The organism is Variovorax monticola, assembly GCF_051216855.1.
Taxonomy (GTDB): domain Bacteria; phylum Pseudomonadota; class Gammaproteobacteria; order Burkholderiales; family Burkholderiaceae_C; genus Variovorax.
The window spans coordinates 214,625-227,733 of sequence record NZ_JBPJZP010000005.1 but is presented as its reverse complement, the minus strand read 5'-3'; the positions used below and the strand labels follow the sequence as shown (position 1 = coordinate 227,733).

General features: G+C 69.4%; 15 protein-coding genes and 1 pseudogene. 13 read left to right on the top strand and 3 right to left on the bottom strand.

Going from position 1 to position 13,109, the window contains the following annotated elements; all coding sequences use genetic code 11:
- Positions 1–2 precede the first annotated feature (2 nt).
- Positions 3–590 (bottom strand): NUDIX hydrolase, encoded by a 588-nt coding sequence (locus ACSFA5_RS18880; protein ID WP_435445566.1) that lies wholly within the window; start codon positions 588–590, stop codon positions 3–5.
- Between the two features lie 80 nt (positions 591–670).
- Here ACSFA5_RS18880 and ACSFA5_RS18875 point away from each other — a divergent pair, with 80 nt between their 5' ends.
- The 5 genes from ACSFA5_RS18875 (at position 671) to pyrF (ending at position 4,490) form a co-directional block, all read left to right on the top strand.
- Positions 671–1,438, top strand: coding sequence for a DeoR/GlpR family DNA-binding transcription regulator (locus tag ACSFA5_RS18875; RefSeq protein WP_435445565.1), 768 nt, complete (start codon positions 671–673; stop codon positions 1,436–1,438).
- A 54-nt stretch (positions 1,439–1,492) separates the two neighbouring features.
- Positions 1,493–2,224, top strand: a complete 732-nt coding sequence (tsaB, locus tag ACSFA5_RS18870) for a tRNA (adenosine(37)-N6)-threonylcarbamoyltransferase complex dimerization subunit type 1 TsaB (protein WP_435445564.1) — start codon at positions 1,493–1,495, stop codon at positions 2,222–2,224.
- 21 nt (positions 2,225–2,245) lie between these two features.
- Positions 2,246–2,788, top strand: a complete 543-nt coding sequence (gene rimI / locus ACSFA5_RS18865; RefSeq protein ID WP_435445563.1) for a ribosomal protein S18-alanine N-acetyltransferase — start codon at positions 2,246–2,248, stop codon at positions 2,786–2,788.
- Entirely contained in the window at positions 2,785–3,588 is an 804-nt protein-coding gene (locus ACSFA5_RS18860) for a uracil-DNA glycosylase (protein ID WP_435445562.1), read from the top strand. Before rimI ends, ACSFA5_RS18860 begins: the two co-directional genes overlap by 4 nt.
- 77 nt (positions 3,589–3,665) lie before the next feature.
- Positions 3,666–4,490: an orotidine-5'-phosphate decarboxylase gene (gene pyrF / locus ACSFA5_RS18855; RefSeq protein ID WP_435445561.1), complete on the top strand. Its 825-nt coding sequence runs from the start codon at positions 3,666–3,668 to the stop codon at positions 4,488–4,490.
- A gap of 4 nt (positions 4,491–4,494) precedes the next feature.
- On the opposite strand, the gene ACSFA5_RS18850 is transcribed toward pyrF, so the two are convergent.
- A complete protein-coding gene (locus ACSFA5_RS18850) occupies positions 4,495–5,229 on the bottom strand; it encodes a helix-turn-helix domain-containing protein (RefSeq protein ID WP_435445560.1) in 735 nt (244 codons plus the stop codon).
- Between the two features lie 136 nt (positions 5,230–5,365).
- Between ACSFA5_RS18850 and ACSFA5_RS18845 the strand changes: the two genes are divergently transcribed.
- The 7 genes and pseudogenes from ACSFA5_RS18845 to ACSFA5_RS18815 all read left to right on the top strand — a co-directional run bounded on the left by ACSFA5_RS18845 (position 5,366) and on the right by ACSFA5_RS18815 (position 11,444).
- A complete protein-coding gene (locus ACSFA5_RS18845; protein WP_435445559.1) occupies positions 5,366–6,220 on the top strand; it encodes a hypothetical protein in 855 nt (284 codons plus the stop codon).
- A 14-nt stretch (positions 6,221–6,234) separates the two neighbouring features.
- On the top strand, positions 6,235–8,196 hold the full coding sequence (locus ACSFA5_RS18840; RefSeq protein ID WP_435445558.1) for an MFS transporter: 1,962 nt from the start codon (positions 6,235–6,237) through the stop codon (positions 8,194–8,196).
- Positions 8,197–8,306: 110 nt separating this feature from the next.
- A pseudogene (locus tag ACSFA5_RS18835) lies at positions 8,307–8,528 on the top strand (YiaA/YiaB family inner membrane protein); the annotation flags it as partial.
- Positions 8,529–8,573: 45 nt separating this feature from the next.
- Positions 8,574–9,032 carry a hypothetical protein gene (locus ACSFA5_RS18830; protein ID WP_435445557.1) on the top strand — a complete coding sequence of 153 codons (459 nt, stop codon included), beginning with the start codon at positions 8,574–8,576 and terminating at the stop codon, positions 9,030–9,032.
- Complete coding sequence (locus tag ACSFA5_RS18825; RefSeq protein WP_435445556.1) at positions 9,029–9,841, top strand: DUF2145 domain-containing protein; 813 nt, start codon at positions 9,029–9,031, stop codon at positions 9,839–9,841. The genes ACSFA5_RS18830 and ACSFA5_RS18825 overlap by 4 nt, the downstream gene beginning before the upstream one ends.
- A 19-nt stretch (positions 9,842–9,860) precedes the next feature.
- Positions 9,861–10,934, top strand: a complete 1,074-nt coding sequence (locus ACSFA5_RS18820; protein ID WP_435445555.1) for a serine endopeptidase — start codon at positions 9,861–9,863, stop codon at positions 10,932–10,934.
- A 123-nt stretch (positions 10,935–11,057) separates the two neighbouring features.
- Positions 11,058–11,444, top strand: a complete 387-nt coding sequence (locus ACSFA5_RS18815; RefSeq protein WP_435445554.1) for a DUF3597 domain-containing protein — start codon at positions 11,058–11,060, stop codon at positions 11,442–11,444.
- Between the two features lie 74 nt (positions 11,445–11,518).
- Here the strand turns inward: ACSFA5_RS18815 and ACSFA5_RS18810 are convergent, their stop codons facing one another.
- On the bottom strand, positions 11,519–12,295 hold the full coding sequence (locus tag ACSFA5_RS18810) for an SDR family NAD(P)-dependent oxidoreductase (RefSeq protein ID WP_435445553.1): 777 nt from the start codon (positions 12,293–12,295) through the stop codon (positions 11,519–11,521).
- Between the two features lie 226 nt (positions 12,296–12,521).
- Here ACSFA5_RS18810 and ACSFA5_RS18805 point away from each other — a divergent pair, with 226 nt between their 5' ends.
- Positions 12,522–13,103 (top strand): beta-class carbonic anhydrase, encoded by a 582-nt coding sequence (locus tag ACSFA5_RS18805; protein ID WP_435445552.1) that lies wholly within the window; start codon positions 12,522–12,524, stop codon positions 13,101–13,103.
- Positions 13,104–13,109: the final 6 nt, after the last annotated feature.

The following is a 13,109-nucleotide window of genomic DNA, read 5'->3' as shown; positions in this document are numbered from 1 at the left end:
CATTATCCCGGTGCGAACAGGTGCAGCTTCGCGTGGTACAGCAGCATCACCGTCTTGGCGTCGGCGATGCGGCCGTCGGCCACCATGGCCAGCGCCTCGTCGATGCCGAGCTCCAGCACCTCGATGTCCTCGCCTTCCTCCGCCAGGCCGCCGCCCGCGCCGATGCGCATCGAGGGCTCGTAGGGCGCGACGAAGAAGTGCAGCCTCTCGGTCACCGAGCCGGGGCTCATGAAGCTCTCGAAGATCTTCTGCACGCTGCCGAGCCGGTAACCCAGCTCTTCCTCGACCTCGGCGCGAATGCGTTCCTCGGGTGCCGCGTTGTCCAGCAGGCCGGCCGCGGCCTCGATCAGCAGGTCGTCATGGCCGTTGACGAAGGCCGGGTAGCGGAACTGGCGCGTGAGCAGCACCGTGCGCTGCGTCAGGTGGTAGGGCAGCAGCGTGGCGCCGTTGCCGCGGTCGTAGGTTTCGCGGTGCATGCGCTGCCACCGGCCGTCGTTGCGGCGCCAGTCGAAAGCGGTGGTGCGCAGGGTGTACCAGTGGTCGGAAAGCAGGGTGACTTCGTGCACCCGGACGCGGTCTTGAAGGGTCATGGCCGGCGAGCATATGTGCATGTTCGTGCAAAAACAAGAAAAAACGTGCAATCTACCGTTCGGGCCGATACCATCGCTTGATGCTCACCCGCCAGCGCAAGCAACACATCCTCTCGGTCCTGCGGCGCGACGGCCACGTCGTGGCGAAGGCGCTCAGCGACGAACTGGGCCTGTCGGAAGACACCCTGCGCCGCGACCTGCGCGAGCTGGCGGCCGAGGGCCTGCTGCTGCGCGTGCACGGCGGCGCGCTGCCCGTCGCGGCGGCCGAGGCCGACTTCGCCGGGCGGCAGCAGCTCGCGCCCGACGAAAAAGTGGCCATCGGCCGCGCCGCCGCACGCCTGGTGAAGCCGGGGCAGGTGGTGTTCGTCGACGGCGGCACCACCGCCGTGCAGCTCGCGCGCCACCTGCCGAGGACCCTGCAGGCCACCGTGGTCACGCACAGCCCGTCGGTGGCGGTCGAGCTGGTGTCGCACGCGGGCATCGAGGTGGTGCTGATCGGCGGGCGCCTGTTCAAGCACTCCATGGTGGCGGTCGGCTCGGCGGCGATGGCGGCCATTGCGCGCATTCATGCGGACACCTACTTCATGGGCGTCACCGGCGTGCACGCCGAGGCCGGGCTCACCACGGGCGACCTGGAAGAGGCGGAGATCAAGCGCGCGCTGATGGCGGCGGCGGCCGAGACGGTGGTGCTGGCCTCGTCGGAGAAGCTCGGCGCGGCCTCGGCCTGGGTGGTCAACCCGGTGGGCGCGGCCACCCGCCTGCTGGTGTCGCCCGATGCGCCGGCCAAGGCGCTGGCGCCGCTGCGCAAGGCGGGGCTGGCGATTCTGCTGAGCGATAACGAGGGATAACGAGGGATGACGCGGGGTGACCACAGGATTGGGCCGCCCCTCGATAATCGGCGCATGCCTCTCGCCTTGCCCAAGCTGCTCGCCTTCGACACCAGCACCGAGCACCTGTCCGTGGCCGTGCTGCACGGGGACACGCTGCTCGCGCACAACGGCGTGGGCGGCGCCCAGGCCTCGGCCACGCTGCTCCCGCTGATCCAGCAACTGCTGGCCGACGCCGGCCTGGCGCTGGCCGAGCTCGATGCCATCGTCTTCGGCCGTGGGCCGGGTTCTTTCACCGGCCTGCGCACCGCCTGCTCGGTGGCGCAGGGGCTGGCCTTCGGCGCCAAGGTGCCGCTGGTGCCGGTCGACACCCTGCTGGCCGTGGCCGAGGAGGCGCGCCATGCCTTCGGCGTGCAGCAGGTGGTGGCCGCGCTCGACGCCCGCATGGACCAGATCTACGCCGCGCGCTACGACTTCGCCGCGCACGGCCCCCTCGGCGGCGACGGCGACGGCGACGGCGAACCGCTGCTGCTGTCGCCCGAAGAACTCGAAGTGCCGCCCGGCTGGGCGCTCGCCGGCACCGCCTTCGCCGCCTACGGCCCGCGCCTGGCCCCGGCCACGGCCACGGCCCACCACGACGCGCTGCCGACCGCCACCGCCTTGCTGCGGCTGGCCCCCGCGCTGCTCGCGGCAGGGCGGACCGTGCCGGCGGCCCAGGCCTGGCCGCTCTACGTTCGCGATAAAGTGGCGCAAACCACCGAAGAGCGCGCGGCCATCAAGGCGGCCGCTGCTGCTGCCGCCCCCTGACACACCGACACCCGACCCCGCATGAGCGCCGTCCTCCAGCCCGTCGAAGCCCGCCTCGAGCCGCTCACCATCGAGCGGATCGACGCGGTCTGCGCGGTCGAGGAAACGGCCTACAGCCACCCCTGGACGCGCGCCAACTTCACCGATTCCATGGCCGTGGGCTACCACTGCCAGTGCCTGCTGGCGCCCGGTGCGGCGCAGGGCGTGAGCTCGCCGGTCACCGAGCTGGGCGAAACGCTGATCGGCTACTTCGTTGCCATGAAGGGCGTCGACGAGGTGCACCTGCTGAACATCACCGTGGCGCCGGCCTTCCAGCGCCAGGGCTGGGCGCCGCTCATGCTCGAGGCCTTGGGCGGCTGGTCGCGCGCCGAGAGCGCGCAGTGGCTGTGGCTCGAAGTGCGCCAGAGCAACCAGCGCGCGCTCGACATCTACCTGCGCCACGGTTTTCGCAGCGTGGGCGTGCGCAAGGGCTATTACCCGGCCCATGACAACAAGCGTGAAGACGCGGTCGTCATGAGCCTGCGATTGAATGAAACAGGCACCGCCTGGGGAGCCTTGCGATGAGTGCCGTGCAGACATTGAAGCTCGACGCGCGCCAGCGCGCGATGCTCGACGAGATGGGTGTGAAGGTCTGGTGGCCCGTGCCGGAGGTTGCCGAAGCGGCCGAGGCGGCGCCGGTTGCTATTGAAACGGTAGCGGCACACGCAGATGTGGCGCGCGTAAGCGAGCAAAACGAGGCCGGAATGCCGGTTGCCGCACCGCCACCTGCGCCTGTCGCCCGGCCCGCCATGGCGCCCGCGCCGGTCGCAAGGCCGGTCGCCACGCCCCAGACCCAAGGTGCCGCCGTGCTCGTCGAAGCGCCCTGCCGCCTTTACGCAGAAGCCGGTGCCGAACCTGCACAAGGCGGTTGGCTCGTCGTCGCCGACATGCCGCCCGAGGCCGACGGCCGCCACGGCGAGCCCTTCGCGGGCGACGCCGGGCGGCTGCTCGACAACATGCTGCGCGCGCTGAAGCTGCATGACGGCCGCGCGCCCGTGCACCTCGTGCGCACCCACCGCGGCGTGGCCGCCGGCCAGCCCGGCAGCCCGCGCGCGATGGACGAGGCCTTCGGCGAACATGCTGCGGCGCTCGCCCCGCGCGTCGTGCTGGCCATGGGCCCGCTGGCCGCGCAAGGCCTGATGCAAAGCGCCGACCCGCTGGGCAAGCTGCGCGGGCGCGTCGTGCCGCTCGCTGGCGTCGACGGCGCTTCGGTGGTGGCGACGTACCACCCCGCCTACCTGCTGCGCAACCCGGCCGACAAGGCGCGCGCCTGGGCCGACCTGTGCCTGGCCGCGGAGCAGCACACGCCCACCCCATCGGCCTGAGAGGCTGGCCCCGTGAAACGGGGCGCAAACAGGCGCTGAAACAGCCGCCGGAGCGGGCCCGCCTAAAATCCTGGCCCATGACTTTCCTCGACAAGCTGGCCGCCGCACAGCAAAAAAACGGTTCGTTGCTCTGCGTGGGGCTCGACCCCGAGCCCGCCAGGTTCCCGGGGCCATTCAAGGGCGACGCCAGCCGCATCTATGACTTCTGCGCGCGCATCGTCGACGCCACGGCCGACCTGGTCATCGCCTTCAAGCCGCAGATCGCCTACTTCGCGGCCCACCGCGCCGAGGCGCAGCTCGAGCAGCTCATGGAGCACATGCGCCGCAACGCGCCGCACGTGCCCACCATCCTGGACGCCAAGCGCGGCGACATCGGCTCCACCGCCGAGCAGTACGCGCTCGAAGCCTTCGAGCGCTACGGCGCCGACGCGGTCACGCTGTCGCCCTTCATGGGGTTCGACTCGGTGGCGCCCTACCTCAAGCACGAAGGCAAGGGCGCCTTCCTGCTGTGCCGCACCAGCAACCCCGGCGGCTCCGACCTGCAGGGGCAGCGGCTGGCGGACGTGGAGGGCCAGCCCTTCCTGTACGAGCACGTCGCCAGGCTGGCGCAGGGGCCGTGGAACCTCAACGGCCAGCTCGGGCTGGTGGTGGGCGCGACCTATCCGGCGGAAATCGAGCGCGTGCGCGCACTCGCGCCGACCGTGCCGCTGCTGATTCCGGGCGTCGGCGCCCAGGGTGGCGACGCGGTGGCCACGGTGCGCGCCGGCTGGCGCCCGGACGCGCCGATCATCGTGAACTCGTCGCGCGCGATCATCTATGCGTCGTCGGGCGACGATTTTGCAGATGCGGCGAAGAACGCCGCCCGCACGATGCGCGATACGCTGGAAGCCGCGAAGCCCTGACCCTTCAAACCCTGCGCAGCCGCGTGAAGGCCTCGAACTCCCAGTTGCGCATGCCCAGCAGCAGCGTGTAGCCCTCGCGGTCCTTGGCCGACAGCTTCTGGTCGGTCTGGTGCTGCTGCGCAAAGTCTTGCGCCACGCGCTGCAGGCGCTCCAGGAACGCGGGCGCCAGCGAGCGGCTGATCGAGCCGTGCACCAGCAGCAGCCCCTCGGCCGGGCCGTCGAAGCCGCCGCGGTAGTAGTCGAGCACCACGTTCTCGCGGAAGAACTCCATCACCGGGCCGTGCGGACGCCAGCGGAAGGTCTTGGCCAGCTTCAGGCGGTACCGGTTCAGCGGGCGCAGCTCGATGATGCCGATGCGGTCCAGCTGCGCCAGGCAGCCGATGCACTCGGCCTCGCTGATGCGGTAGGCCGTCACGATCTGCTCCAGCGTCCACTGGCTCAGCACACTGATGGCCACCAGCAGCAGCTTCTTGTCTTTCACCACGGCCTTTTCCTGCTCCTGCGTCAGCTCCTTGAGCAGCGGCTGGGCGTCGGCCACACGGCGGGCCAGTTCGGCAAAGTCGATCTTCAGCGCGCGGCAGATGGCGTCCACCCGCGACAGCGGCATGTCGCTCTTGGCCAGCATCCGCTTGACGCTGGACTCCGCCATGTCCAGCGACCGGGCCAGGTCGGCGTAGGTCATGCGGGCGCTTTTGAGTTCGTTCTTGAGGGCTTGGACGAGGTCGACGGTGGTGCTCATGAAGGTTCAGGTCAGGCGGAGGGTATTGAAAGAAGATACTGAAGGGTGTGAATTAATACCTCGTATCGATTCTCGATGCCTGCACGAAGGCTGGCAACCAGAATCCGCGGCTCGTTACCCACCACCGAGGACCGCCATGCTCTTGCCCTCTCTCAGCCGCCGCGAACGCGGACTGCTTTTCTCTCTTGCGCTGCTCACGCTGATCGCCATCTTCGGCCCCGAGCTGCCGGCCGCCGACGTTGCCATCGCCTCGGTGTTCGCCGACGACCGCGGCTGGCACGGCCTGCCCAACGCCATGGACGTGCTGAGCAACATTCCGTTCGTGCTGGTCGGCCTGTGGGGCCTGTACCGGCTCAACCGCATCGACCGCTCGCACCAGCAGGCGCTGTCGGCGTTTCCGCTGGCGCCGCCGGCCAGCGACCCGCCCGACAACACGCTCGACTGCGCCTGGCTGTTCTTCGCCGGCCTGATCGCCGCCGCCGCGGGCTCGGCCTTCTACCACCTCGTGCCCGACGCCCCCCGGCTCGCCGCGGACCGCGCCGGCATGGCGGTGGCCTTCGCGGGGCTGATCGGCGTGGCGGTGTGCGAGCGGGTGAGCCAGCGCGCCGGCTGGCCCGCCGCCTGGTTCGTGCTCACGGCGGGGCTGCTGTCGGCCGAGGTGTTCCAGGAAAGCGGCAACGTGCTGCCCTGGGCGCTGGTGCAGTTCGGCGGCATGGCGCTGGTGCTCACGCTGGCGCTGTCCACGCCGATGCGCAAGTCGGTCGGGCTGAAGCTGGGCTGGGTCATCTTCTTTTATGCGCTGGCCAAGGGCTTCGAGCTGGCCGACCACCAGATCTACGAGTTCACGCAGCACACGGTGTCGGGCCACTCGCTCAAGCACCTGACGGCGGCGCTGGCCGGCCTGCCGGTGGTGTTCGCCCTGCGCAAGCTCGAAATGCGCTGGCAAGCCGCGCTGCGGCACAATCCGGGCGCCGCCGCCGTGGCAGCCTGAGGAGAATTCTTCGAATGACAAACCCCGCTGCTGCTGCAACCACCCCCGTGGTCCACGAAGCGAACGCCCATGCCAACCAGTTCGCCCTCCTCAAGCAGCGGCGCTTCGCGCCTTTCTTCTGGACCCAGTTCGCCGGCGCGGCGAACGACAACCTCTTCAAGTTCGCCTTCACCGTCATGGTGACCTACCAGCTGCAGCTCAGCTGGATGCCGCCGGCCCTGGCGGGCCTGGCGATCGGGGCGCTGTTCATCCTGCCGTTCCTGCTGTTCTCGGCCACGGCCGGCCAGCTGACCGACAAGTTCGACAAGACGAAGATGATCCGCTTCGTCAAGAACCTGGAGATCGCGATCATGTTCATCGCGGCCTGGGGCTTCGTCACGGCCAATGCGGTGGTGCTGCTGGGCTGCGTGTTCCTCATGGGGCTGCACTCCACGCTGTTCGGGCCGGTCAAGTTCGCCTACCTGCCGCAGGTGCTCGACGCGCGCGAGCTCACGGGCGGCAACGGCATGGTCGAGATGGGCACCTTCGTCGCCATCCTGCTGGGCCAGGTGGCGGGCGGGCTGCTGGTGGCGGTGCCGCAGGTCGGCCACATGAGCGTGGCCGTGGCCTGCGTGCTGCTGGCGCTGGTGGGGCGCGGCGTGGCGCAGGCCATTCCGCAGGCGCCCGCCACCGACCCCGCGCTGGTCATCAACTGGAACCCGTTCAGCGAGACCTGGCGCAACCTGAAGCTGGCGCACGGCAACGTGGTGGTGTTCCGCTCGCTGCTGGGCATCTCGTGGATGTGGTTCTTCGGCGCGGTGTTCCTGAGCCAGTTTCCGAGCTTCGCCAAGGAAGTGCTGCACGGCGACGAGCAGGTGGCCTCGCTGCTGCTGGTGGTGTTCTCGATCGGCATCGGCGTCGGTTCGCTGCTGTGCGAGACGCTGAGCCGCCGGCAGGTCGAGATCGGCCTGGTGCCGCTGGGCGCCATCGGCATGAGCGTGTTCGCGATCGACCTGTACTTCGCCTCGCGCGGCCTGCCGCAGGTGCCCGAGATGGGCATCGGCAGCTTCGTGCACCAGGGCGCCCACTGGCGCGTGATGGCCGACCTGGGGCTGCTGTCGCTGTTCGCGGGGCTGTACAGCGTGCCGATGTACGCGCTCATTCAACTGCGCAGCCAGCCCACGCACCGCGCGCGCATCATCGCGGCGAACAACATCCTCAATGCGCTCTTCATGATCGGCAGCTCGGTCATCGCCGGCGTGCTGCTGGGCGCGGGCTTCACCATTCCGCAGATCTTTTTGTTCACCGGCATCGCCAACGCGGTGGTGGCGTTCTACATCTTCATGCTGGTGCCCGAGTACCTGCTGCGCTTCGTGGCGTGGGTGCTGTCGCGCTTCGTCTATCGCTTCGACATCAAGGGCGACGCGCACATTCCCACCGAGGGCGCGGCCGTGCTGGTGTGCAACCACGTGAGCTTCATCGACGCGGTGCTGCTGATGGCGGCGAGCCCGCGGCCCATTCGCTTCATCATGGACCACCGCATCTTCAAGGTGCCGGTGCTGGGCTGGCTGTTCAAGCTGGCCAAGGCCATTCCCATCGCGCCGCAGAAGGAAGACCCGGCTGCCTACGAAGCGGCCTTCGCCAAGGCGCTGGGCGTGCTGCGCGAGGGCGACCTGCTCGCCATCTTCCCCGAGGGCGCCATCACCCGCGACGGCACGCTGCAGCCCTTCAAGGGCGGCGTGATGAAGATCATCGAGAGCGCGCGCGCCGAGGGCCTGGAGCCGCCCGTGATCCCGATGGCGCTGACCAACCTGTGGGGCTCGTACTTCAGCCGCATCGAGCTGCGCGGCGGGCAGAACGTGGCCATGGCCAAGCCCTTTCGCCGCGGCTTCTACAGCCGTGTGGGCCTGAACGTGGGCAGTGCCGTGCCGCCGGTCGAGGTGCAGCCCGAGTCGCTGCACCAGCGCGTGAGCGGGCTGCTCGGCGCCGGGAAGTAGCTCCCTGAGATACCGGTGGCGCCTCGCGCCGCCACCGGTGCAAGCATTCAAGCCTCGCGGTGCGGGAGCGAACCATCATTCGCCCACCTTCACTGCGCCGCGAGGCACACATGCAACCCCCTTACTCCACCGTCGTTTCCATCCAGCGCGATTCACGGGCCCGGCAGTTCCAGACCTGGGCCTCTTTCGCGCTCGCCGTCTTCCTGTGCGCCACCGGCTTGAGCTGGCTGCCGGGCGAGGCGCTGGACCGGGCGCTCATGGTGATGGGCTGCGTGTTCTGCCTGAGCACGGCCTTCACGTTGGCCAAGACGCTGCGCGACCGCCATGACGCCGACACCACCGCTGAATAACCCGTGCCCGAACAACGAAAGACCGTCATGAAAAAGTCCATTGCCACCGTCCTGCTCGCCGCCTGCGCGGCCTTCGCCGGCATCTCGGCCCCTTTCCAGGCCCAGGCGCAGAGCGACGCCTCCGTGGCCCTGTCGATGATGCCGGTCGCCTCGGTGCTGGTCGCCGGCTCGGCGGTCGGCGCGTCGGCCACCGCCGTGGTCGCGGTGCCTGCCGCGCTGTCGGTGGGCGGCTCCACGCTCGTGGTGGTCACGGTCGAAGCGTCGGTCGACGGCACGGTGTACGTGCTCGAACGCGCCTCGGACGGCGCACGCGCCAGCATCAAGGTGGCCGGACGCGCCGGCAAAGGCGTGTCGAATGCGGTGGGCACCAGCGTGCTGGTCAGCGTGATCGGCACGGGCGTGGTGCTGTCGGCCGCCGGCGAGGTGCTGGCCTTCGTGCCCAACGCCGTCGGCCGGGCGCTGCTCCACAACGAGAGGCTGTCGTGAAGCCCGCGCTTTCCCTGTCCGTCATCGCCGTGTTCGCGGTCGTCGTTGCCGCGGCGGCCCTGCCGATGCAGGCGCAGGCCGGGCGCTCGTGCGAGCAGGTCAAGCCGACGCCCGCGGTCATCGTCAAGGGCATGCAGCTGGCCGAGCGCACCTCGCAGGCGCTCGACGCCAGCGGCGCGCGCGTGGTGATCCTGGCGCGCGCCGGGCAGGACCTGAGCAAGTACGGCCTGCGCTATTCGCACCTGGGCATCGCCTACAAGACCGACGCCGGCCCATGGCGCGTGGTGCACAAGCTCAACCAGTGCGGCACCGCCGTGGCGGACGTCTACCGCCAGGGGCTGGGCGAGTTCTTTCTCGACGACCTGTGGCGCTACGAGGCCGCCTGGGTGGTGCCTACACCTGCCGTGCAGACGCAGCTGATGGCCGCGCTGAACGAGTCGCCCGCGCGCATCGTGCGGCTGCACACGGCGCCGTACAGCATCGTGGGCTACGCCTGGGGCCAGAAGTACCAGCAGTCGAACCAGTGGGCGGTCGAAACGCTGGCCGCCGCCATGGAGCCCGCCACCGTCGACAGCCGCGCGCAGGCGCAGGCGTGGATGCAGTTCAAGGGCTACGAGCCGACCACGCTGAAGCTCGGGCCGCTCACGCGGCTGGGCGGTCGCGTGGGCTCGGCCAACGTGGCCTTCGACGACCACCCGAACGACAAGCGCTTCAGCGACCGCATCGAGACGGTGACGGTCGACTCGGTGTTCGCATGGTTGCCGCGCGCCGGCCTGGGCGCGGCGCCCGTCACGCTCAAGATTCAATGAACAGAAAAGAAAGAACGGCATGAGCAAGTCCCTGCGTCTGTCAGAAAAGTGGTTTCGCCGCGGCCTGTGGCTGGTGGCGTTCGTGTTCGCGAGCTTCCTCATCGGGCTCGGCAGCACCATCGTGGGCGACCTGCCGCAGGTCGAGCGCATGCGTGGCATCGACGACTTCATCGACCTGCGCGCGGCCGAGCCGCTGCGAACCACGATCAAGGCCTCGGAAGCCGCCGAGCTGCAGGCCGCGCGCGACCTCGACCAGATCCGCCTGCAGCTGCAGGCTGCGCAGCAGGCCAATGCCAATGCGCGCGAAACCTTCGGCAACTGGCTCGCCACGCGCCGCGCCACCGCCCAGCCCGACCAGGACACCGAGCTCGTCGCGCGCACCAAGGCGCTCGACGCCTTCAAGCAAAAAGAAGAACAGGTGCAGCGCCAGGTCAACGCGCAGCAGCAGATCGCGCTCGACGCGCGCCAGGCCGAGCAGCGCGCGCGCACCGCGCTCGCCGACCTGGAGCGCGACGCGCAGGTGAAGCTCGACGCCGAGTACCGCCGCATCGAACTGCGCGTGTTCGGCTACCGCCTGGCGCTCACGCTGCCGCTGCTGGTGGTGGCCGGCTGGCTGTTCGCGAAGAAGCGCAAGAGCACGTACTGGCCGTTCGTGTGGGGCTTCATCTTCTTCGCGCTGTTCGCCTTCTTCGTCGAGCTGGTGCCTTACCTGCCGAGCTACGGCGGCTACGTGCGCTACGCGGTGGGCATCGTGCTGACGGTGATCGTGGGGCGCTACGCCATCGTCGCGCTCAACCGCTACCTGGCGCGCCAGAAGCTCGCCGAGCAGCAGCCCGACCAGGTGCGGCGCGAAGAGCTCAGCTACGACACCGCGCTCGCGCGCCTGGGCAAGGGCGTGTGCCCCGGCTGCGAGCGGCCGGTGGACCTGAAGAACGGCGAGATCGACTTCTGCCCGCATTGCGGCATCGGCCTGTACGACCACTGCGGCGTGTGCGAGACGCGCAAGAGCGCGTTCTCCAAGTTCTGCCATGCCTGCGGCACCTCGGCGGCCGCGCCCGAATTCCCGCCTTTGGCGGCGCAGCCTGCGAACTAGGTCACGCACCGCGCAGGTTCGTCACACCGTGTAGCGGGCGCGCCGCAGGCCCGTGCTACAACCTGCGGCTGCGACACGAATGTTGCCGCAGGTTATCAATCACTCATTCCACGGAGCACTCGCATGAGCATTTTCGGCAGCATCCTCTCCAAGATCTTCCCGTCCGCGAACGCCGCGCCTGCACCCGCACCTGCCGCGCCGGACGCGCCCGCTCCCGCCGGCGCACCCGCGGCCGCCGCGCCGCCGCCCGCCATCACGGTGGTGGACGTCGAGGCCCTGCTCGACGGCATGCCCGGCGCGAGCAGCCTGAACTGGCGCACCTCCATCGTCGACCTGATGAAGCTGCTGGGCCTGGACAGCAGCCTGGACGCCCGCAAGCAGCTGGCGGCCGAACTGAGCTACGGCGCCGACACCAGCGACAGCGCCAAGATGAACATCTGGCTGCATCGCCAGGTGATGACCAAGCTGGCCGCCAACGGCGGCAAGGTGCCCGCCGAGCTGCGCGACTGATCGATCCTTCACGCACCGCAAACAGAAAAGCCCGGCATGCCGGGCTTTCTGCTTTGTGAAGTGGGCGAAAGGCTTCAGGTCCAGCCTGCATCCACCACATAGTCCTGCGCGGTGCACATGCGCGAATCGTCCGCCGCGAGGAACAGCGCCATCGCCGCGATGTCCTCGGCCATCACGCGGCCCGGCAGGCACTGCGCGGCGTCGATCTCCGCGCCCGACTCGGGCTTGACCCACAGCTGGATCTGCCGCTCGGTCATCACCCAGCCCGGCACGATCGAATTCACGCGGATGTTCTGCTTGCCCAGGTCGCGCGCCAGCGAGCGCGTGAGGCCGCGCGCCGCGGCCTTGCAGGCCTGGTACACGGGGTAGCCCTTGCCCTTGATCATCCAGCTGATGGAGCCGAAGTTGACGATCGAGCCGCCGCCCAGCGCGCGCATGTCCTCGGCCACCGCCTGCGCGGCGAAGAACTGGTGCTTGAAGTTGACGGCCACGAGCCGGTCGAAGTCGTCGCTGGTCACGTCGGCCATCTCGTGGCGGCGGTCGTTGGCCGCGTTGTTCAGCAGCACCGAGACCGGGCCGAAGCGTTGGCGCACCGCGTCGATGGCGGCGCCGAGCGCGGCCGTGTCGGTCACGTCGCAGGCCACGAACAGGGCCGGGTGTTCGCCCTGCAGCTGCGCCGCGAGCGCGTCGCCTGCGGCGGTGGCCAGGTCGCAGAAGCCGACCTTCGCGCCCTGCGCATGAAAGGCCCGCACCAGCGACTCGCCGATGCCACTGGCACCGCCGGAGATGAACACGGTGCGCCCGGCCAGCGAGGGGTAGCGGGCGGTGTAGGAAGAGGATGCGTTGGTCATGGGCGTGCGGCAACAGCAGTGGGAACGGAAGGTGAGGGTAGCGGATGCGCTCGCGCCCGGCCAGGCCGAAGTCGGTGCAGGGCGGGTCCAGCCGCTGAAACAGCCGGCCCGCCCCTCAACGCCGATTTCGCGATAAGCACATGCGAACTCGGTCCTTGGCCCGGGCGGCGGCGCTCTCCAGAATCGTGCGGCGCCGATCCGTGCGCGTCCGTCTCGGAGTTGCCCGATGTCCGTTCTTCAAGAAGTGCTCCAAGCCAACGAGAAATACGCCGCCGATTTCGGGGACAAGGCCCGGCTGGCGCTGCCGCCAGCGCGCCATTTCGCCGTGCTCACCTGCATGGACGCGCGCCTTGATCCGGCGCGCTTCGCGGGCCTGGCCGAGGGCGATGCGCACGTGATCCGCAATGCCGGCGGGCGCGCCAGCGACGACGCGATCCGCTCGCTGGTGATCTCGTACAAGCTGCTGGGCACCAGGGAATTCTTCGTCGTGCACCACAGCGACTGCGGCATGGAGCTGTTCACCGACGACATCATCTCGGGCCTGCTCGAGAAGAGCCTGGAGACCGCCACCGTCGATGCGTCGGGCTGGCACGACGTGGGCCAGGGGCCGGGCTCGTCGGCGGGTCGCTACCTCAAGTGGCACACCTTCACCGACAACGCGCGCAGCGTGCTCGAAGACGTGCAGCGCATCCGCAACCACCCGCTGGTGCCCCCGACGATTCCGATCTACGGCTACATCTACGACGTGCGCAGCGGCCGCCTCGTGGAAGTGCCCGAGGCCACGGCAGCGGGCAAGGCCGCCGTTTAGCGGGTC

Bases quoted from the DNA above. Each gene is read 5' to 3' on its own strand.
- pyrF (WP_435445561.1), top strand. From the start codon at position 3,666: ATGACTTTCCTCGACAAGCTGGCCGCCGCACAGCAAAAAAACGGTTCG.
- ACSFA5_RS18860 (WP_435445562.1), top strand. From the start codon at position 2,785: ATGAGTGCCGTGCAGACATTGAAGCTCGACGCGCGCCAGCGCGCGATG.
- ACSFA5_RS18850 (WP_435445560.1), bottom strand. From the start codon at position 5,229: ATGAGCACCACCGTCGACCTCGTCCAAGCCCTCAAGAACGAACTCAAA.
- rimI (WP_435445563.1), top strand. From the start codon at position 2,246: ATGAGCGCCGTCCTCCAGCCCGTCGAAGCCCGCCTCGAGCCGCTCACC.
- ACSFA5_RS18805 (WP_435445552.1), top strand. From the start codon at position 12,522: ATGTCCGTTCTTCAAGAAGTGCTCCAAGCCAACGAGAAATACGCCGCC.
- tsaB (WP_435445564.1), top strand. From the start codon at position 1,493: ATGCCTCTCGCCTTGCCCAAGCTGCTCGCCTTCGACACCAGCACCGAG.
- ACSFA5_RS18810 (WP_435445553.1), bottom strand. From the start codon at position 12,295: ATGACCAACGCATCCTCTTCCTACACCGCCCGCTACCCCTCGCTGGCC.
- ACSFA5_RS18820 (WP_435445555.1), top strand. From the start codon at position 9,861: ATGAGCAAGTCCCTGCGTCTGTCAGAAAAGTGGTTTCGCCGCGGCCTG.
- ACSFA5_RS18815 (WP_435445554.1), top strand. From the start codon at position 11,058: ATGAGCATTTTCGGCAGCATCCTCTCCAAGATCTTCCCGTCCGCGAAC.
- ACSFA5_RS18845 (WP_435445559.1), top strand. From the start codon at position 5,366: ATGCTCTTGCCCTCTCTCAGCCGCCGCGAACGCGGACTGCTTTTCTCT.
- ACSFA5_RS18830 (WP_435445557.1), top strand. From the start codon at position 8,574: ATGAAAAAGTCCATTGCCACCGTCCTGCTCGCCGCCTGCGCGGCCTTC.
- ACSFA5_RS18880 (WP_435445566.1), bottom strand. From the start codon at position 590: ATGACCCTTCAAGACCGCGTCCGGGTGCACGAAGTCACCCTGCTTTCC.
- ACSFA5_RS18875 (WP_435445565.1), top strand. From the start codon at position 671: ATGCTCACCCGCCAGCGCAAGCAACACATCCTCTCGGTCCTGCGGCGC.
- ACSFA5_RS18840 (WP_435445558.1), top strand. From the start codon at position 6,235: ATGACAAACCCCGCTGCTGCTGCAACCACCCCCGTGGTCCACGAAGCG.